The organism is Francisella opportunistica (genome assembly GCF_003347135.1).
In the GTDB taxonomy this organism is placed as follows: Bacteria; Pseudomonadota; Gammaproteobacteria; order Francisellales; family Francisellaceae; genus Francisella; species Francisella opportunistica.
Window position 1 is genome coordinate 890833 of sequence record NZ_CP022377.1, and the last position, 19375, is coordinate 910207.

The window sequence follows — 19375 nt, forward strand, 5'->3', positions numbered from 1 at the left end:
TTAATGTTTAAATGATTATCTAACAACCACAGCAGTACCATAGCAAAAAACTTCGGTGCCACTAGTATTACCCCCAAGACTGCTTGAGTCATAGCGGATAGCAACTATTGCATTAGCACCTAGTTCTTTGGCTTGATTTATCATTTCTTGCTCAGCATGTAATCTAGCTTCTTTACAAACATTTGTATAAGAAATATTTTTACCGCCAATAATATTTTTAAGTCCTCCTAAAATTCCTTGAGTTATGGTTGGAGTTCTAACAATTATTCCAGTGACTAAACCTTTATATTCTATAATTTCTCTTTTACCAAGAGTGTCTGCTGTGGTTAATATCATAAGTTTTCCTAATTTTTTTGTTTAAACTCAAAAATTCAACATGACAATTTATGTTGAATTAGCTATTTTCTAAACCAAAGTTACAAGTTCTTCAGCGCTAGTAGGGTGGATAGCTATAGTATCATCAAAATCACGCTTAGTCGCACCCATGTTGATAGCTACTGCAAATCCTTGCAGCATTTCATCAACATTTAAACCAATCATATGACAACCTACAATTTTTTCATTTTCACCAGTTACAACTAACTTCATCACGGTAGGCATTCTATGGCCAGAGATAGCACAATATAAAGCTGTAAAGCGAGATTTGTAAACTTTTACATTTTCATCACCATATTTTTTTCGAGCATCTTTTTCAGATAAGCCGACAGTACCAATAGCCGGGTGAGAAAATATAACAGTTGGGATATACTCAAGTTTTGGTTTTAGGTTTGTTTCACCATTGAAAAGTCTACGCGCAAGTCTACGCCCACAAGCAATAGCAACAGGTGTTAGCTGAGCGCCACCAGAAGCATCACCTAGAGAATATATACCTTTAACATTTGTTTCTTGCCATTCATTAGCAAGGATTATACCATTATCTAAAATCTTGATATCAGTATTTTCGATTCCTAAGTTATATGTATTTGGCGCACGACCAGTTGCCCAGATTAGAGTATCAACATCTTCTATAATTTTGCCTGTATCAGTTGTGATTTTTAGAGTGTTACTAATTTTTTCAACTTTAGTAATATTTGTATGGTTAATTAGTTTTAGATTAGTCATAGCCATACATTCAACTAGAGTGTCACTAATATCACTATCAAAATCCATTAATGGTTTATCTCTACGCACCATGATAGTTGTATCTGTACCATGGGCGTTCAAGACACCAGCAATCTCAACTCCTATATAGCCACCACCAACAATTAGCGCTTTTCTAGGTGTTTCATCAAGCTCGAAAAACTCATCAGATGTGATACCTAATTCAGCACCTTCGATATTTTTTGGAACAATAGGGTAAGCACCTGGCGATATAAAGATATTATCAGCTGTAAGCTCAGTACCATCATCTAATATGATAGTTTTGTTATCTTTGAACTTACCCCAGTTATTAAATAAAGTAATATTCCATTTATCTAATAATCTGTCATAGAAACCATGAATATTACTAATATATTTAGCTCTCTTTTCTTTCAAAGTTGCCCAGTTAAAGCCTTTAACTTCAACATCAAAACCATAGCCTGCGACATCATGCTTCAGAACTTCGGCAAGGTTAGCACCATACCACATAGCTTTTTTGGGCACACAGCCTCTATTTACACATGTACCACCAAGCTCACGCTTTTCAATAATTGCAACTTTTTTACCAAACTTAGCAGCCTGTACAGCAGATGCTATACCACCAGAACCACCACCTAAACTTATTACATCAAAGTGATTATTAGTCATTATATTTCCTTACTTTTAAATTATGCCTACAATTTTACCCATTTAATTTATAAATATGTAGAGTTTTAGTTACTTGTCCATTTTCGTCTACTTCACCAAAACCTATTGCTTTAATCTTAAAGCTAGTTGGTTTTAATTTTGTATTTTTGATAATCTCGTTAAAATCTTTGTCAAAACCTTCTCGTGCATTATCAGTTTGTAAATCTGCTGTGAGAATACTTAGATGAGGATTAAACTCAGCAAAAGCATTCGGCGACCCATATTTTTCAAAAGATTTTAATTTACTTGGGTAAAATTTTACCCAACTTGGAGCAGGGTAGTCTTTATTTCTATATTTAGCTAAATCTTTTATAACTATATTTGATAGTTGTTGAAGTGTTTGCGAGTTTTGAATATCTAACATTACAAAGCCACTTTTTCCAGCACTAAAGCCAATAGTTTTTATATAGAATGGTTTAGTATTATCAGCAATTTGTGCTAATTGATTTTCAATGTCTTGAATATACTCGCTTTGAAAACTTGTCAAATATAACGTCAGATGTACAGGGTGATTTTTTATAAAAGGTGTGGTTTTGTATTTTTCTAATACATCTGTTTCTGCTAAAGAATCATCAAATTCTTTAACATAATTATCGGCTGTGGTTGCGGGAATTAGATAGACATTATATTGTTTAAAGTTCTCAGCGAAACTATTTGATATTACAAATAGAAATGTAAATGCGATTAATAGTTTATAAAAAAATCTTTTTTGATTCATTTGTATTCCTTTAGATAATTCATAAGTGTTTGAAAGGATTCTGCATTATTAGCTTTAGCTATATCAATACTAATAACACCTTGTAGCCAAGGCTGATAATCTCTATCTGAGATATTTTGCCAAGTAGGGTATCTATTAGGATTATTTTTATATCTTGTTTCTACTCTATTTTGATGTACTTGTCTATCACTACAAATGATTTCAATATTTATAACTTTAGTAGAGTCTATATCTGCAAGCTTATTCCATAAACTTCTAGTTTCAGTAATAGGATTACAACAATCTACGGCTACATTCTTTGCTAGCTCAAGATTTTCTTTAGCTTGATAATAGACTAACTCATAGCCTTGTTTGGTTAGCTCTTGAGAGTAAGCTTTTTTGAGATAATATTCGACAGTGTCTATTCTATAGTAGACAGTATTAGGTATAGCTTTGGCTAATTGTTTAGCTAAAGTTGTTTTACCTACTCCTGGCAGACCTGAGAATATATAAGCGTTTGGCATATTAGTTATTCTCTATTACTTCCTTATTTTTTGCGTTTTTTCTGTCTTGATAAGTTAGAAAAATATATGACATGCACCTAATCCAGCAGATATTGTCGTAGTTACAAAGGTTACTAATACTGAAATCCAATTAAAATTATCTGCCTGTGTTATTTCTATAAACATTTATACCTCATAGTCATAACAAATTGTTAAAGGAGCATGATCTGAGAACCAAACTTCTTTATAGATATAATCTGATTCAGGTATTATCTTATCTTTTAATGCAGGTGTCGAGATATGATAATCAATTCTCCAGCCAACGTTATTTGCCCTAGCTTGGCCGCGATTTGACCACCATGTATATTGCAACGACTCATTATTAATAACTCTAAAAGTATCAACCCAACCTAAATCATCAAATATATGATCTAACCAAGCTTGCTCTTCTGGTAATACCCCAGAAGTTTTACCATAGTTAGATTTCCAGTTTTTGATATCTATCTCTTTATGCACAATATTGAAATCGCCACAAACTATAAAATCTTTACCATATTCTATTTGCTGTTTGAGTACTTCTTTATATTTTTCAAGAAACTGCATTTTGTATTGTTGACGGTCATCACCGCTAGAGCCACTTGGTAGGTATAAGCTAGCTATACTAAATTTTTCATAATCAAACTGAATATAACGACCCTCATCATCTGCCCAATCTAGCCCAAGTTCTTTGATAACTCTTAGAGGTTTTTTTTTGGCATAAATAGCTGTGCCACTATAGCCTTTTTTGATAGCATCTTTAAAATCACAATAGTAGCCATCAGGGAAGTGCTGTTTGTCTTTTTCAAGTTGATGAAATTGGGCTTTTGTCTCTTGAATACACAAGAAATCAATATCTTGAGTTTTAAACCAATCCCAAAAACCCTTACGCGCAGCTGCACGAATACCATTCGCATTAAACGTCATTACTTTTATCATTGAGTTATTTTTGTTTTTTAAAATTATTAGAATTATTTTAGCATTTTAGCACTAGCTGTGTAATAGCAATTACTTACCGAATTAATAAAACTTTTTGATAGTAAATATTTTTCAGAAGAATTATTAACTTGGTATAATTATAGCACTGCAAAGAATTATTTGACGAATTATGTCTAACTATATTTCAAAACAAAAAATCAAAGTAAGTCAATCATCATCAGGTGACGATATTTATGTAGAGAAAATTACTATCAAAGGAAGTGATCCAAAAGCACCAAGTGTGTATATGCAAGCAAGTATGCACGCTTCAGAATTACAAGGTAATACTGTGATGATTGAGCTTTTAGAGTATTTTAAAAAGTTTCAACCAAAAGGCGATGTTTATCTGATTCCTCAATGTAATCCAATTGGTAAAGATGTATTTATAGGAGCAGGGCATCAGGGTAGATTTGATTCGGCAACGGGAGATAACTTTAATAGATATTATTTCTATCCTAAAATTGACTATTCAGCATTTGTTAAAGAGCATATCAACTCGACTACAGCAGAGTATAAGCAAGCTTTTGAAAAGTTACTACAACAAGAGTTAGAAAAAGAATTAGTAAATGAGTGGGAACTATCTAGAGCAAAAAGATTAAATTTACTTATGCAAAAAGAAGCTCAAAAGGCAGATTATGTACTAGATTTACATACAGATACAGATGCTATTACTTATTTATATACCGCCGAATTTGCAAAAGAGACAGCAGAGAAGTTTGGCTATAAAGATATGCTAATTATCGATAATGATAAAGCTGGTGGTGCTCTTGATGAGGCTATATTTTGCCCATGGTGGCATTTGGCTCAAGAATTTAAGAAGCAGGGTAGAAACGAAGAAGTCCTCAAAGAAGGCTATACGCTAGAATTAGGCTCAGAAGAGTATATAAATTTTGCTGATGCTAAAATGCAAACTCAAGGTATCCTTAACTATCTAAAATTCAAAAATGTCATAGATTCACCTTTTAAAACTGACTTATTAAATACCGATATTAGGCATCATACTTATGGTGTTAATTACAAACATATCAAGGCTATAGAAGGTGGCTTATATGAATGGTTTATCAAAGCAGGTGATCAATTCAAAGCAGGCGAGATAATAGGACAATACATTCAAACTTCAACGATGCAAAAAAAATCATTAACAATGCCATTTGGCGGTGTTGTAATTAGTATTCATAATACAGGTGCTGTATGCCAAGGTAGTCAGCTGATTAATTTGGCAGTTATCTAAGATTTAAACTCTAGGAACAAACAAATAAATGAAAAAAACTTATAATCAATGGTAAGAAAGAATTTGTTCATTCAAAAGTGCACTTAATCAATATTTAGCAGATCTATCACAGAGTCATCTGCTTAATTGTACCATTCTCACTCGAGAGTAGTATAAATAAATCAGGTACTAAATTAAATATAATAGCTCAATAATGGCAAACCCATATAAAAAGTGATACCAAAATCTTAACTGCACAAAAACCACACTCAGCTACTGATTTTGGTAGAACAATAAAACGATTTTTAATCGCTTAATAATTAGTAGATTAGAAATTTAGGTAATTGAATAATAGCTAAGCCAAATAGTAATAACAAATGTTTATAGTAAAGAGAATTGCGATTCTTCTTTTACTTGTTGTTTCGCTTTAGAAACTCGTCTTATTTGGACAGCTTCAGCTAGCATTTCTAGCATCTTAAGTGTTTCTTCAAAATCCACGCATTTATCTGTAACACTTTGTCCATATGTAAGAGGTTTATTATTGATATCTTGATTGCCAGCAACAAGATTACTCTCAATCATTACCCCAAAAACATCATTACTTTGTTTTATTTGTTCACAAATATCTGCTAATACGCTAATTTGCTTAGTATGATCTTTTTGACTATTACCATGACTGCAATCAATCATTACTTTAGTATTAATATCAGATTTTTTAAGTTTAGCAATACAGTCATCAACATGCTCTTTACTAAAGTTAGGACCAGATGTACCACCACGCAGAATTACATGGCCATTTTGATTACCTTTAGTCGCAAATATTGCTGTTGAACCAGATTTTGTTGTACTTAGGAAATGGTGCGAATAAGTAGCAGATTTAACCGCATCTACAGCCACTTGAACATCACCATTAGTAGCATTTTTGAAGCCAATAGATGCAGAAAGACCAGAAGCTAATTCTCTATGCACCTGGCTTTCGACAGTTCTAGCACCAATTGCTCCCCATGTTATCAATTCAGCAAAGTACTGAGGAGTAATTACATCTAAAAACTCAGTTGCACATGGCAGCCCCATACTAGTTAAATCTGATAATAAATTACGTGCAAGTCGTAGGCCTTTGTTGATATTATATGAGTTATCAAGATCAGGATCATTGATGAATCCTTTCCAACCAATTGTTGTGCGTGGTTTTTCAAAATATACTCTCATTATGATAAGTATATCTTTATGAAATTTTTTAACTTGCTCTTTTAGCTTAGTTGCATATTCGATTGCAGCAACAGGGTCATGGATAGAACAAGGTCCTACAACAACAACTGCTCTATCATCATTTCCATGGATAATATCAGCTATTTCTTTACGAGATTTTCTCACAGTTTCAAAAGAAGTCTTTAAAAGAGGTATATCTTGGATTAGAACTTCTGCAGGAATCAATACTTTTTCCTTCTTTATATTTATATTAGAAACTTTATCAAAGTTTTTATCACCTATCATTGATTTAGATATCCTTATATTTATATATACTTATTTTCTTTTACCAAAAAGACCGGGCATATTTGCCATACCTTGCATAGCAGACATGCGTTTCATTAAGTTTGCCATACCACCTTTTTTACCAATAACGCTTTTCATCATTTTTTTCATTTGCGTATGTTGCTGAAGCAGTTTATTAAGATCTTGAATTGTAGTTCCAGATCCTTTAATAATTCTTTGTTTTCTGCTATGTTTGATAAGCTCTGGTTTTTTGCGTTCAAGCGGGGTCATAGAATCTATCATAGCCTCAATCTTCTTGAACATATCATCACCAACATTACCTGGTAGGTTTGCTGGCATATTTGGTAGTTTAGACATGATTGAGCCTACACCACCCATTTTTTTCATTTGTTGTATTTGACTCTTAAAATCGTCTAAGTCAAAGCTCTTACCACTTTTAAGTTTTTTAGTTAGTTGTTCAGCAGATTTCTTTTCTGTTTTTTGCTCTATACTCTCTATCAAGCTAAGAACATCTCCCATGCCTAGAATCTTAGAAGCAATTCTATCAGGGTGGAATGGCTCTAAAGCATCAGTCTTCTCACCGACACCTAAAAACTTAATTGGTTTACCCGTAATTTCTCTGATTGATAAAGCAGCACCTCCTCTAGCATCACCATCAGTTTTTGTCAAAATCACACCAGTTAACTCTAAAGCATCATTAAATGCTTTGGCTGTTACTGCAGCATCTTGACCTGTCATACTATCAACTGTAAAGAATGTCTCGATTGGATTAGCAATTTTGTGGATTTGTTTAATTTCATCCATCATCTCATTATCGATATGCAATCTACCTGCCGTATCGATGATAAGCACATCTATAAGTTTAGTTTTTGCTGTTTTTATTGCAGCTGTTACGATATCTTGAGGCCTTTGTGAAGCATTTGATTCAAAAAACTCCACATTTAAACTATTTGCTAAAGTTCTTAGCTGATCTATAGCAGCAGGGCGATAGATATCGGCACTGACTACCATGACCTTTTTCTTATGCTGCTCCTTTAGGTATTTAGCAAGCTTCGCTGTAGATGTTGTTTTACCAGCACCTTGCAAACCAGCCATTAAAATAACAGCAGGTGGCTGAGTTTTTAGATTTATTGGTACAGCTTCTTCACCAAGTGCTTTTTCGATTTCTTTTTTTACAAAAGAAATAAAAGTTTGGTCTGGTGTAAGGCTTTTTTTGACTTCTTCACCAATAGCTTTTTCTTTGATGTTAGTTATAAACTTTTTGACCACTGGTAAGGCAACATCAGCCTCTAAAAGTGATACTCTAATATCACGTAGCGCTGATTGAATATTCTCCTCTGTTAGAGAGGTTTGGCCTTTTATCTTTTTAAAAGATGATTGTAATTTCTCTGATAAACTAGTAAACATATCGCTATAAGTTTCTAACTCTTAGGAGTACATTATATAATAAGCAGAATATTAACATTTTTAAAAAAAATATACTATCTAACAAACAATACTTATAGCTATTATTGTAAATAATACTATACAGACTAATATATAAGTGTAGTTTTTATCTTTTATAAAAAATATTAGCTCGAGAAGAATTCTTAATAATGGCGAAATTATTATTAACAAAATTCCAATACTTAGGATACTTTTTGTAGTATTGGAATTCCCTAAAAAGGTATTTAGTACTCCAATAGCTATGATCAAGATAGCTATAAATAAATTTAATTTTAAAGCTCTATAAATAACATCATATTTAATCATATTAACCCCTTAATAATCATTTGTATTGCTGATATAAATACAACCACAAAAAAGGTTAATCTAAGAGCTTTAGTAGGGATATGTGGCATTAATTTTGAACCAATTGACGCACCTAATAAAGTACCTAATGTCACAGGTGCTGTGATAAAGCTATCTATATATCCAGCAAAGTAATAAGTTGAAGTTGCAGCAAATGCAGTGATACCCATAATGAAGTTACTTGTTGAGGCACTGACTCTAAAAGGTATTTTCATAATTTTATCCATAGCTACAACTTTAAATATCCCCGCACCAATACCAAGTAAACCACCAATAAAACCAGCACCAACCATAAAAATAAAACCAAGGATAGGATGGTTAACATTATAATTTTGCTTTTGACCACTTATAATAACACTATCATTAAGCTGTAATTTATTCGCTATAAAAGACTGCTTTGGTGGTTTAGTCTCAGCGCTTGATTTTTTCTTGATGAAACTTAAGATTGCAACCACAATAAGTATGCCACCAAAAACCAAAAATAATACTTTAGCTTTAAGCATCACAGCTAGTTTAGCGCCGAATATAGCTCCTACGGCTGTTGCTAATGCTAAAAATAAGCCTAATTTCTCTTTAGTTAATCCATGTGACTTTAACGAAACTAGAGATGTTGCTGTTGAGGTGCAGATAATAGCTACTAATGATGCTCCTATTGCATAATGAAGAGGCACTCCAAACACTGTGGTCAACAGTGGGGTAATTACTAAGCCACCACCTAAGCCAATGACAGCACCAATACCACCACCTAAAACTGCAACAATAAAAATTATTAATTCAAAGAATAAGTACTTTTCCATGCCTAAATTTTCGAATACTAAGTTCTGATAGCAAGATTATAACCTTTTTAACAACTATTTATTCAAAAAATTTGTGTTTTTACTTAAATGCTTTTAAAATATATGCTGTTTTGTGTAACTATTGAAAACTAATTAATTAACTGGAGAAGAGGCCAATATGGCGAAAGAAGATTGTATAGAAATGGAAGGTGTTGTTTTAGAAGCACTTCCAAACACAATGTTTAGAGTTGAACTTGAAAATGGGCATGTAGTAACAGCTCACATCTCAGGTAAGATGAGAAAAAACTATATCCGTATATTAACTGGCGATAAGGTTGTAGTTGAGATTACTCCTTATGATTTAACTAAAGGTCGTATTAAGTTCCGCAGCAAATAATAATCTTCAAAACTCTTAATATTTTATTAATCCTAAAAAATTTATTTTCTAAGACTAATAAAGCAGACGTTATTATTGTAAGCATAAGCTCAATAGTTATAGCTAGTAGCACTACTTTATTACCTTAATTATTTCTAATTACAGGAAGACAAAATCCATAGCAGTATTAGCTGCATAGTCAACTAACTTAATCCAAAGGTATCTTAGTAAGTTTTTAACTTAATTTTTCTATATATAATAAACAACACTACAGGTATGATTGACAGTACAAAACATATAGATAACATTTGAATAAATTCTAATGGATTACTATACAAATTATCTGGTGGGACAAAACCAACAATTACACACAAGGTAGTACCTATAATACCTAAAAGACAAACAATTGTCATACCAAATTTTCTACCAGGAATATGAAAATCTTCTGTATTTCCTCGAGTTTGGCTGTTTGTTAACTTTAGTTTTAAAGCAGCAAAAAACATCATTAGATACATCAAGGAATATATTTGTGTGCTAAGAGCAGTAAGAAGCCAATAATAAGCTTGAACCGAAGGCACTAACTCTAAAAGCAGGCATATTATAGTCATAATTATAGCTTGAAGTATTAGTATACCACTTGGAACATCATGTTTATTTGTTTTATCTAACATATCTGGTAAAAAATGATCATCAGCAGCTTGGAGCAATCCTCTTGCTGGTGAAATCATCCAGTTAATCATTGACCCTATTGAACCAACAAAAACCATCAAGCCTAAGAGATAGTAGAAAAACATTGGAATTCCTAAACTTTCTAAATAAACTTTAAAAGTTTTGATAGTACCATGGACAACGTCAATTTGTGACTGTGGAAATATAATTGCAACAGCTAAAGCGCCTAGAACCATTGTAAAGATTATAAATATTACCGAAATTAAAAGTGCTAGGGGAAAAGTCTTTTTAGGATTTATGACTTTTCTAATATGCACAGTTGCTAACTCAAGTCCCAAGAAAGAAGCTATAATAGCTGTTAGTCCCATCCAGGACTCTGTAGATGTGAAACTAGGAATTAAGTTATCTAAATGGAAATGGATGTTTAGACTATAGCTATTAATCAGCCAAATTAATGCAAATAGCACCATTAATAACATAGGTATTACCATACCAAAAAAAGTACAAGTACTGGCAAAGATTGCTGATACTCTTAGACCTTTAAGATTAAGTACAGTCAAAGACCAAAAAACTATAGTTATAAATATAATCGTAAACTTTATATTCTGTGCAAAATCAGGATTAAATAAGTATGCGATTGTTCCTGCTAGGAAAGTTAAAATACTTGGAAACCATATAAGGGTATTTATCCATTGAAACCACACAGCTAGCATCGCGACATTAGGACCAAAGGCTTTTTTAACCCAACCGTATACTCCTTCTTCACCCTTGGCAGTATATGTTGCTGTCATCTCCGCAGATACTAGTGCAACTGGCGCTAAAAATAAAAAAACAGCAACTGCAAAAAAGAAAAATATATATGTACCTGAAGTAGCTGTGGAGGGAAGATTCCTGATATTATCAATAGCTCCTGTCATTAATAATACTAGTAAGATTAAGCCTATTTTTTCTTTTGCTGATGCATTTGCTGCCATAGTTGTATATTGATGGACATTTTAAAGTATATAATAACTCAAGGATATCTAAATTGGCAAACATTTATGCGATGTACAGTGGCATTACTTGAAAAAGTTTCTCTAAGGTTTGCAACGCGTTTTTATTATCAACTTTGATTATTAATCTATCTTGATCTTGTATTAATAAATTATCGGCAAAAAACCTTGGAATATTATCAACTTTCATTATCGCAAGTATTTCTATACCGTGAGGTAATTTAAAGTCACAGATCTTTTTACCTATAACAGTAGACATATTTTCTTGGCCATGTACTTTAAGCTCAACAAGCATTTCTTCACTATCTTCAATCTCGTACATCCTAAGCATATCAATTTGAGTTAAAAATGCTTTAATTGTTGTATATGAGAAATTATGCGGTGAAATAGAAATATCAATAAGCTTTAGATCTCTAGTAATATCATAGTATTCAGCACTATTAACTGTAGCAACTGTTTTCTTAGCTCCAAGTTTTTTTGCCAAAATTGATGACATAATGTTTATCTCGTCAGAATTTGTTAAAGCAAAAAACATATCTGCTTCATCAATACCCTCAGCAACTAATAAATTATTATTAACTGGGTTATAATGTAAAATTGTTGATTTAGATAACTCACTCAAAGCAAACTCACATTTTTCAGCACTTGGATCTATCATTTTGATAATATATCCTTTGCTTTCCAAAGATTTTGCTAAGGTGATACTTGCATAGTTTATACCTGCTATAAATATTTTTCTTATGTTGTCTTTTTTAGGTTGAAATATTGATAATATCTGTGATGAATATACTTTTTCTGAAAGATACATAACTCTATCACCAGGTTTGACTAAGACATCAATATCATCAATATCTAATTTTTCACCACCCCTATATACAGAGATAATATCAACCTTAATATCACCTAGACCTAAATATATATCCTTAACAGCAAGACCTACAAGAGGGGAGCCTGATGACACCTCAACACCAACTATTTGAACACGCTTATCAAAAAAACTTGATATAAAATATGCACCAGATAAAAAAATTAATTGCTCTAGCCTTTTTGTGGTTTCAAAAAATGACTTTATAACTAAATCGATATTATTAAGTAGTTTAGGAAATCTATTATATTCAGTATCGCGGATTCGTGCAATTTTATAAGGCGTTTTATATAACTTGTAAGCCATATCACATACAGCTATATTTGTAGTATCATTTGATGTCACAGCTATTATCATATCAGTATCTTTAAAATTAGCTTCCATCATAATATTTGGTTTTGTAACATCACCAATGATTGTCTGCACATCAAATGCTGATGAAATAAAGCCAAGTTTTTCTTCATCTAAGTCAATAACTGAAACTTGATGGTCTAAACTGAGCCTTTGAGTCAAATATACTCCTAATTGCCCAGCACCTAAAATAGCTATTCTCATAATTAATTGTTATAATACTTCGATATAGTATGTGAATTTAAACATACTAATCTAAGGCAGTAAAATAATCAATTTTTTAATTTACATTCAGCCTTATAAATATTATTATATAGATATATGATACTAAACTAGTATAGATTAAAGGTAATTATGCTTAAGATAAGTAAATTACTCGACTACGGTTTACTAGTAGTTGTTACAATAGCACAAAATGATTCTAATCCATATAGTGCTGCAAAAATTGCTAAATCTACAAGTCTAAATATTCCGACGGTAAGAAAGCTACTAAATCAGCTCTCTTTGGCAAATATTGTAACCTCAAAGCGAGGTATCGAAGGTGGGTACACCTTAGTCAACGATCCAAGAGAGATTACTGTTTTGGATATTGTTAAATGTGTTGAGAAAGATGTAAATCTAACCGAGTGCTGCGATTTGCAAAAAAAATGTAGTTTAGGGAACTGTATGGTGAGTGGCTATTGGAGAGTTTTAAACAGCCAACTACTTGGTTTACTATCAAAAACATCAATTTATGATATTGTCAACAACAAAGACAAGAGTTAAAAAAAATGAGTGAAAATTTAGATAAAATCATTGAGCAAGACTATGAGCATGGTTTTGTTACTAATATTGAAGCAGAAACAATCGAAGCTGGTTTAAATGAGGATGTGATTCGTCTAATATCAGCAAGAAAAAATGAACCTGAATTTTTATTAGAATGGCGTCTTAAGGCTTATAAAAAATGGCTAGAAATGACGTCTCCTAAATGGGCCAATTTAAATTATCCTTCTATAGATTTTCAGGCTATTAGCTATTACTCATCGCCTAAGTCGCTAAAAGATCATCCAAAAAGCTTAGATGAGGTTGATCCAGAGATTATCGAAACTTATAACAAACTTGGTATACCTTTGCATGAGCAAGAGATGTTAGCAGGTGTGAGAAATATTGCTGTAGATGCGGTATTTGACTCAGTATCTGTTGTGACAACATTCAAAGAAAAATTAGCTGAAGCTGGAGTAATATTTTGTCCAATATCAGAAGCAGTGCAAAAGTATCCTGAACTTGTACAAAAATATCTCGGATCGGTTGTTCCTCAAGGCGATAACTTCTTTGCTGCACTTAATTCAGCAGTATTTAGTGACGGCTCGTTTGTATATATTCCTAAGGGTGTAACTTGCCCCATGGAATTATCGACATACTTTAGAATCAATGCCATGAATACTGGACAGTTTGAGAGAACTCTAATTATTGCTGATGAGAGTAGTTATGTCAGTTACTTAGAAGGCTGTACCGCTCCGATGCGCGATGAAAATCAACTTCATGCCGCAGTTGTTGAGTTAGTAGCACTAGATGGCGCTGAAATTAAGTATTCTACGGTACAAAACTGGTACCCAGGTGATAAAGATGGTAAAGGCGGAATTTATAATTTCGTAACCAAAAGAGGTGTCTGTCACAAAAATGCAAAAATTTCATGGACACAAGTTGAAACAGGCTCTGCTATTACATGGAAATATCCATCGGTAGTTTTGCGTGGTGATAACTCAATCGGTGAGTTCTATTCTGTGGCGTTAACCCGTCATGCTCAACAGGCAGATACAGGTACAAAAATGATTCATCTTGGCAAAAATACCAAGAGTACTATTATTTCTAAAGGTATATCTGCAGGCAAAGCATCACAAGCATATAGAGGGTTAGTGAGAATTTCACCAAATGCTGCTAACGCAAGAAACTTCTCACAATGTGATTCTTTGTTGATTGGTCATAATTGTGGTGCGCATACTTATCCATATATAGAAAACAAAAGTAACTCTTCGCAGATAGAGCATGAAGCTACAACCTCTAAGATTTCTGAAGATCAGCTTTTTTATTGTAAACAAAGAGGGCTATCAGAAGAGGACGCGGTCGCTATGATTGTAAATGGTTTCTGTAAAGAAGTATTTAAGAAGCTTCCTCTTGAGTTTGCTGTAGAAGCTCAGAAACTTATGGAAGTTAGTCTAGAAGGTGCGGTTGGTTAAGCTATAAGCTATATAATTTGATAAAAAGGTTTAAAAATGTTATTAGAAATTAAAGATTTACATGTAAGTGTTGGTGAGCAAAAAAAACAAATATTAAAAGGATTAAACTTAACAGTCAAAAAAGGTGAGGTTCATGCAATTATGGGACCAAATGGTGCTGGTAAGAGCACTTTAAGTAATGTTTTAGCGGGTAAAGATGGTTATGAAATTACCCAGGGATCTATTAAATTTGACGGTAAAGATTTAAATAACTTAAGTATTTCAGAAAGGGCTGCTGCTGGTATTTTTTTAAGCTTACAATACCCAATTGAAATTCCTGGGGTTAGTAATGTCCAGTTCCTTAAAACTGCTGTAAATAGCATTAGAAAGCAAAATGGCGAAGATGAAATTGATGCGATTTCTTTTATGAAAAAACTAAAAGAAAATATGCAAGTATTAAAAATTGATCAAAAATATATGTCGCGTGGTGTCAATGAAGGCTTTTCTGGTGGTGAGAAGAAGCGTAATGAGATGCTGCAGCTTATGATGCTCGAACCAAAGTTAGCAATATTAGATGAAACTGATTCTGGCTTGGATATTGATGCTCTGCAAGTAGTATCCCAAGGTGCAAATAGTATGAGATCTGCAGATAGAAGTTTCTTAGTAATTACTCATTATCAAAGACTTCTAGATCATATTCAACCAGACTTTGTTCATGTCTTAGCAGATGGCAAGATAGCTAAGACTGGTGGCAAAGAGCTTGCTCTTGAATTAGAAGAGAAAGGATATTCTTGGTTAAACAGCTAAAGGTTGCTAAAAATGTTAATAGATAATAAATCTCTACCTACAACTAAACAAGAAAGCTGGAAGTATACAAATATTGCTTCTATTTATGATAAAAATAATATCAAAGAATTACTAAAAGAATCACCACAATCTAAAAACTATCTTGAAGGCTTTAAGTTTGATACACAAGAGAATGTTGTAATAATCCTTGATGGTGTATTAGCTATTGATTATAACAAAAAATTAAATCATATCAGCGCCTTGGAATTACACAAAGACGATAGAAATATGTCTAGGCTAGCGATAGAGAATTCTAAACACTTTGGTATTAATATAGCTAAAGATACTAAAGATTGCTTGAGTTTAATCTTTATAAATACTGAGATGGCTAAGGATAAATTAACAAATATATCACTAAAACTTAGTGTCGATATGTTTGCTAGCTTAGATTTAAATGTTGACTTTGTAAACCTTGCTGAAAATTCTGCAATAAATTTATTTCTAGATATAAATCTTGCTGAGGCTGCAAAAATCAATTTTACAAATAATGCTGATAATCCAAATAATACTAAGCTGATAACAACAGCAAACTATTTAATAAATTTAGAGAGAGCTGCTGAGTTTAATGGATTTAATCTTCTTAATAAAGATGCTTTATTAAGAAGCGATTTTATAGTTAATCTAAATAAGCCTCATTCAAGATTTGATGTTAGAGGGCTATATTTAGTAAATGATAATGCTATTGCTAATACTTGTTTTTTAGTTAATCATAACGCTTCGCATACTTTTAGTAATGTCAACTTCCGTGGTGTTGCTAATGGCAATGCTAAAGCTTGGTTTAATGCTAAAGCGATAGTTAATAAAGGTGTTGAACAAATACAAGCGTACCAAAATAACAAAAATATCCAATTAAGTAACAAAGCTGAAATAAACACTAAGCCAGAATTAGAGATTTTTGCTGATGATGTAGTCTGTACTCATGGTGCTACAATAGGGCAGTTAGATAAAGATGCTTTATTCTATCTACAATCTAGAGGACTAGAACTTCATGATGCCCAGATTTTACTTTTAGAAAGCTTTGTAAAGTCTCAGCTAACATCTGATGATTTTCCTTTTGAAAATGAAATTAAAGAAGAGATAATTGAGTCTTTAGATGATATCCTCCATGCTATTATTTAATAATAAACCAACCAACAATAAGTTCTTATTTATTTTGTTGTTATGTGATAAATTAAAGCTATTATTTAGTTTAGTTTTTTGAATAAATTTTTATGAAAGAAGTTTTGATGTGCCGACCAACGGCTTTTGATGTTGTTTATGCTATAAACCCATGGATGCAGGTTAATAATAAACCTGATAAAACTTTAGCATTAAAGCAATGGCAAAATCTCTATGATACTTATCAAAAACTTGAATTAAAAATTAATTTAATTGAGCAGGGTGAAGATGTTCCGGATATGGTTTTTACAGCGAATGCTGGAGTTGTACGAAAAAATACTTTTATAGCAAGTAATTTTCGCCCTGTAGAAAGAAAACCTGAAGAAGTATTATTCCAAAAATGGTTTAAGGATAATAGTTATCAGATTGAAACTCTTGATTGCTACCATAGTGGTGAAGGAGATGCTCTAGAATATAACAATAAACTCTATTGTGGCTATGGATACCGCAGTAGTTTAAAGGCAAGTCAACAATTAGCTAAATTAGTTGACATTGAAGCAGTACAATTAGAGATTGTTGATCCTTTCTTTTATGATCTTGATTTAACATTTTGTCCACTAGGCAATAGAGCTGTAATGTACTACCCAAAAGCATATGCACCGCAAAGCCAAGAAGTTCTCAAACAACTTCCAAATGCTATAGAACTCTCCCATGAGCAAGTTGCTAATCAATTTGCAAATAGTGTTTATACAAGTGGTAAACTAATCATTAGTGGTTGTGATGATAAGCTTAGAAAACAGTTATATAAATTTGATATAGAGCCTATTATTATCAATGTCAGTGAATTTAGAAAAGCAGGTGGTGGCATTAAGTGTATGACTCTTAAGTTAGTTTAATAATAAATATTTGCTGACAAATCTAATTAATTAAAATTTAGATATCTGTTAAACTCAATAATGAGTTTATTTGTAGAGGAGTTATTAATTTATGAAAAAAAAGTTTATCCCAATTACTTTAGTGAGCCTTTTTGCAACGATTTCTTTTGCTGCGGCATGTGGCAGTGATCATCATAATTATAATACAATCACGTATTCTACTCAGGCTGAAACTACAGTCAAAAGTGATAGTATACTTGTTCAGGTCACAGGCTATGCGACAACAACACTTGAAAAACAAAATAGTGTAGAAAAACAAATTTCAGATAATATCAATAATATTGTTAAATCTGACTGGAAAGTCAAAGATATTGAACAAACTATTAGTAATAGTGGTGCAATTAATATCACTATCAAACTACAAGCTAGGGTATCACAAAGTGATCTTAATAAGCTACAAAGAGCATTTGATAATCAAGATAAATCTACAGGTAAAAGACTAGTTGTCGATGTATTAGATTACAATCCTCCTGCTAAAAATATACAAGCAGCAAAACAAAAGCTAATGATTAAACTTTTTAATGATACCAAAGATTATCTTGCTGACTTTAATAAACAAACTAATAGTAAATATACTATCCACTCTATACAATATATAGATGTAGATGGTTACCAATCTAGAAATAATTTAATGTTAATGAAAACAGCTTACAGTGGTGATGCAAGCTCAAATAGCCATAGCCCAGTAGCTGTCTCTCAAGATATTAATATTAAAGCAAATGTTACATTTATGGAGAAATAAGCTATGTCATTAAGTAATGTTATAAAAACAGACGAAGCTAACTTCGAAAAACTTATTAATAGTACAAACAAGGCTGTTTTGGTTGATTTCTATGCTGATTGGTGTGGACCATGTAAAACACTAGGTCCAATCCTTGATCAGCTTTCAAAAGACTATCCAAATGCTATGATTGTCAAAGTAAATGTTGATGACAATCAAAATTTAGCTGCTAAATTTGCTATTAGAAGTATTCCAACTTTGCTTATTTTTAAAAATGGTAAGCAAGTTGGAACTCTAACAGGTGTTCACACTGGCTCTCAATTAGAACAAAAGCTAAAAGCATATGAGTAAAGAGTCTGAGTCTCAAGATTTATGCCAATGGTATTTTAAGACGCTTTTTGAAATACCTGTCAAACCAAATAAATTTCCTGACGAATTTGCTATTATAACTGCTTACAACCCACTTAACCAAAAACTAACTGATCAAGAAAACATTTTTAGAAATATTCTTTTAAAACACCAATTAACTAGAAAGTATAATTGGGTATATCAAATCAACGGTTTTGATAAAACTACGGAGCACCAAGAAAATGGTTTTATGTTTAATGCTGAATCTTTAGATAGTGCTTGTGAACTTGGTCAAGAATATTCTCAAGATGCTATCTACTATGTTATTGGTGATATTCTCTATGTTTGTAAATGTGAACCAGCAAAAAGGAAGCTTATTGAAGTAGGCGGGTTCTTAGCTAGGATTTGCTGATACAAAGTTAACAATTCTTTTTAACTCAGCAACATAGTCTAAGAAAATCTGTTTTCCTTTATCTGTAATTTTATAAGTTGTCGTTGGCTTGCCAGATTTGAAAGATTTTTTGTTTACAATATAACCATTTTTAACAAAAACTTTCATATGTGTACTCATATGACCATCAGTTAATTCTAATAAAGTTTTTATATCTTTAAATGTAGCACTGTCTACCGAATATAAATAAGTAATTATTTTTGTTCTAATTGGTTGATGTAATATATCATTCAGCAT

The 19375-nt window shown here is 32.2% G+C and carries 22 protein-coding genes; 10 read left to right on the forward strand and 12 right to left on the reverse strand.

Annotated elements, in window-relative coordinates:
* Positions 1-15 precede the first annotated feature (15 nt).
* The 5 genes from CGC45_RS04395 to CGC45_RS04415 all read right to left on the reverse strand — a co-directional run bounded on the left by CGC45_RS04395 (position 16) and on the right by CGC45_RS04415 (position 3981).
* On the reverse strand, positions 16-336 hold the full coding sequence (locus CGC45_RS04395; RefSeq protein WP_071629135.1) for a YbjQ family protein: 321 nt from the start codon (positions 334-336) through the stop codon (positions 16-18).
* A 69-nt stretch (positions 337-405) separates the two neighbouring features.
* A complete protein-coding gene (gene gorA, locus CGC45_RS04400; protein WP_071629136.1) occupies positions 406-1767 on the reverse strand; it encodes a glutathione-disulfide reductase in 1362 nt (453 codons plus the stop codon).
* Between the two features lie 34 nt (positions 1768-1801).
* Entirely contained in the window at positions 1802-2524 is a 723-nt protein-coding gene (locus CGC45_RS04405; RefSeq protein WP_071629137.1) for a 2'-5' RNA ligase family protein, read from the reverse strand.
* On the reverse strand, positions 2521-3027 hold the full coding sequence (locus CGC45_RS04410; RefSeq protein ID WP_071629138.1) for a P-loop nucleotide/nucleoside kinase family protein: 507 nt from the start codon (positions 3025-3027) through the stop codon (positions 2521-2523). Before CGC45_RS04410 ends, CGC45_RS04405 begins: the two co-directional genes overlap by 4 nt.
* A 165-nt stretch (positions 3028-3192) precedes the next feature.
* The gene (locus CGC45_RS04415) at positions 3193-3981 is read right to left on the reverse strand and encodes an exodeoxyribonuclease III (RefSeq protein ID WP_071629139.1); all 789 of its coding nucleotides are present in this window, start codon (positions 3979-3981) and stop codon (positions 3193-3195) included.
* A 169-nt stretch (positions 3982-4150) separates the two neighbouring features.
* On the opposite strand from CGC45_RS04415, the gene CGC45_RS04420 reads away from it, so the two are divergent.
* Positions 4151-5251 carry a M14 family zinc carboxypeptidase gene (locus CGC45_RS04420; RefSeq protein ID WP_071629140.1) on the forward strand — a complete coding sequence of 367 codons (1101 nt, stop codon included), beginning with the start codon at positions 4151-4153 and terminating at the stop codon, positions 5249-5251.
* Between the two features lie 360 nt (positions 5252-5611).
* Here CGC45_RS04420 and CGC45_RS04425 read toward each other — a convergent pair whose 3' ends face one another.
* The 4 genes from CGC45_RS04425 to CGC45_RS04440 form a co-directional block, all read right to left on the reverse strand.
* On the reverse strand, positions 5612-6724 hold the full coding sequence (locus CGC45_RS04425; protein ID WP_071629141.1) for a 3-deoxy-7-phosphoheptulonate synthase: 1113 nt from the start codon (positions 6722-6724) through the stop codon (positions 5612-5614).
* Between the two features lie 30 nt (positions 6725-6754).
* Positions 6755-8131, reverse strand: a complete 1377-nt coding sequence (ffh, locus tag CGC45_RS04430; RefSeq protein ID WP_071629142.1) for a signal recognition particle protein — start codon at positions 8129-8131, stop codon at positions 6755-6757.
* Positions 8132-8209: 78 nt separating this feature from the next.
* Positions 8210-8476 (reverse strand): DUF1634 domain-containing protein, encoded by a 267-nt coding sequence (locus tag CGC45_RS04435; protein ID WP_071629143.1) that lies wholly within the window; start codon positions 8474-8476, stop codon positions 8210-8212.
* Positions 8473-9312 (reverse strand): sulfite exporter TauE/SafE family protein, encoded by an 840-nt coding sequence (locus tag CGC45_RS04440; RefSeq protein ID WP_114702064.1) that lies wholly within the window; start codon positions 9310-9312, stop codon positions 8473-8475. The genes CGC45_RS04435 and CGC45_RS04440 overlap by 4 nt, the downstream gene beginning before the upstream one ends.
* Positions 9313-9469: 157 nt before the next feature.
* Between CGC45_RS04440 and infA the strand changes: the two genes are divergently transcribed.
* Positions 9470-9688: a translation initiation factor IF-1 gene (gene infA, locus CGC45_RS04445; RefSeq protein WP_004287780.1), complete on the forward strand. Its 219-nt coding sequence runs from the start codon at positions 9470-9472 to the stop codon at positions 9686-9688.
* A gap of 203 nt (positions 9689-9891) precedes the next feature.
* Here the strand turns inward: infA and CGC45_RS04450 are convergent, their stop codons facing one another.
* Entirely contained in the window at positions 9892-11310 is a 1419-nt protein-coding gene (locus CGC45_RS04450; protein ID WP_071629145.1) for an APC family permease, read from the reverse strand.
* Positions 11311-11374: 64 nt separating this feature from the next.
* Positions 11375-12748: a Trk system potassium transporter TrkA gene (gene trkA, locus CGC45_RS04455; protein ID WP_071629146.1), complete on the reverse strand. Its 1374-nt coding sequence runs from the start codon at positions 12746-12748 to the stop codon at positions 11375-11377.
* A gap of 150 nt (positions 12749-12898) precedes the next feature.
* Here trkA and CGC45_RS04460 point away from each other — a divergent pair, with 150 nt between their 5' ends.
* The 8 genes from CGC45_RS04460 (at position 12899) to CGC45_RS04495 (ending at position 19099) form a co-directional block, all read left to right on the forward strand.
* Positions 12899-13309 carry an SUF system Fe-S cluster assembly regulator gene (locus CGC45_RS04460; protein WP_071629147.1) on the forward strand — a complete coding sequence of 137 codons (411 nt, stop codon included), beginning with the start codon at positions 12899-12901 and terminating at the stop codon, positions 13307-13309.
* Positions 13310-13314: 5 nt separating this feature from the next.
* Complete coding sequence (gene sufB / locus CGC45_RS04465) at positions 13315-14760, forward strand: Fe-S cluster assembly protein SufB (RefSeq protein ID WP_071629148.1); 1446 nt, start codon at positions 13315-13317, stop codon at positions 14758-14760.
* Positions 14761-14796: 36 nt separating this feature from the next.
* Positions 14797-15546, forward strand: a complete 750-nt coding sequence (gene sufC / locus CGC45_RS04470) for a Fe-S cluster assembly ATPase SufC (protein WP_071629149.1) — start codon at positions 14797-14799, stop codon at positions 15544-15546.
* Positions 15547-15558: 12 nt separating this feature from the next.
* Positions 15559-16704: a Fe-S cluster assembly protein SufD gene (gene sufD / locus CGC45_RS04475; protein WP_071629150.1), complete on the forward strand. Its 1146-nt coding sequence runs from the start codon at positions 15559-15561 to the stop codon at positions 16702-16704.
* 92 nt (positions 16705-16796) lie between these two features.
* Entirely contained in the window at positions 16797-17579 is a 783-nt protein-coding gene (locus CGC45_RS04480; protein WP_071629151.1) for a dimethylarginine dimethylaminohydrolase family protein, read from the forward strand.
* Positions 17580-17670: 91 nt separating this feature from the next.
* Complete coding sequence (locus tag CGC45_RS04485) at positions 17671-18360, forward strand: hypothetical protein (protein ID WP_071629152.1); 690 nt, start codon at positions 17671-17673, stop codon at positions 18358-18360.
* A 3-nt stretch (positions 18361-18363) separates the two neighbouring features.
* Positions 18364-18690 (forward strand): thioredoxin, encoded by a 327-nt coding sequence (gene trxA / locus CGC45_RS04490; RefSeq protein ID WP_071629153.1) that lies wholly within the window; start codon positions 18364-18366, stop codon positions 18688-18690.
* Complete coding sequence (locus CGC45_RS04495) at positions 18683-19099, forward strand: DUF3293 domain-containing protein (RefSeq protein WP_071629154.1); 417 nt, start codon at positions 18683-18685, stop codon at positions 19097-19099. Before trxA ends, CGC45_RS04495 begins: the two co-directional genes overlap by 8 nt.
* Here the strand turns inward: CGC45_RS04495 and CGC45_RS04500 are convergent.
* The gene (locus tag CGC45_RS04500) at positions 19082-19375 is read right to left on the reverse strand and encodes a winged helix-turn-helix domain-containing protein (RefSeq protein WP_071629155.1); all 294 of its coding nucleotides are present in this window, start codon (positions 19373-19375) and stop codon (positions 19082-19084) included. The two genes, CGC45_RS04495 and CGC45_RS04500, sit on opposite strands and share 18 nt — an antisense overlap.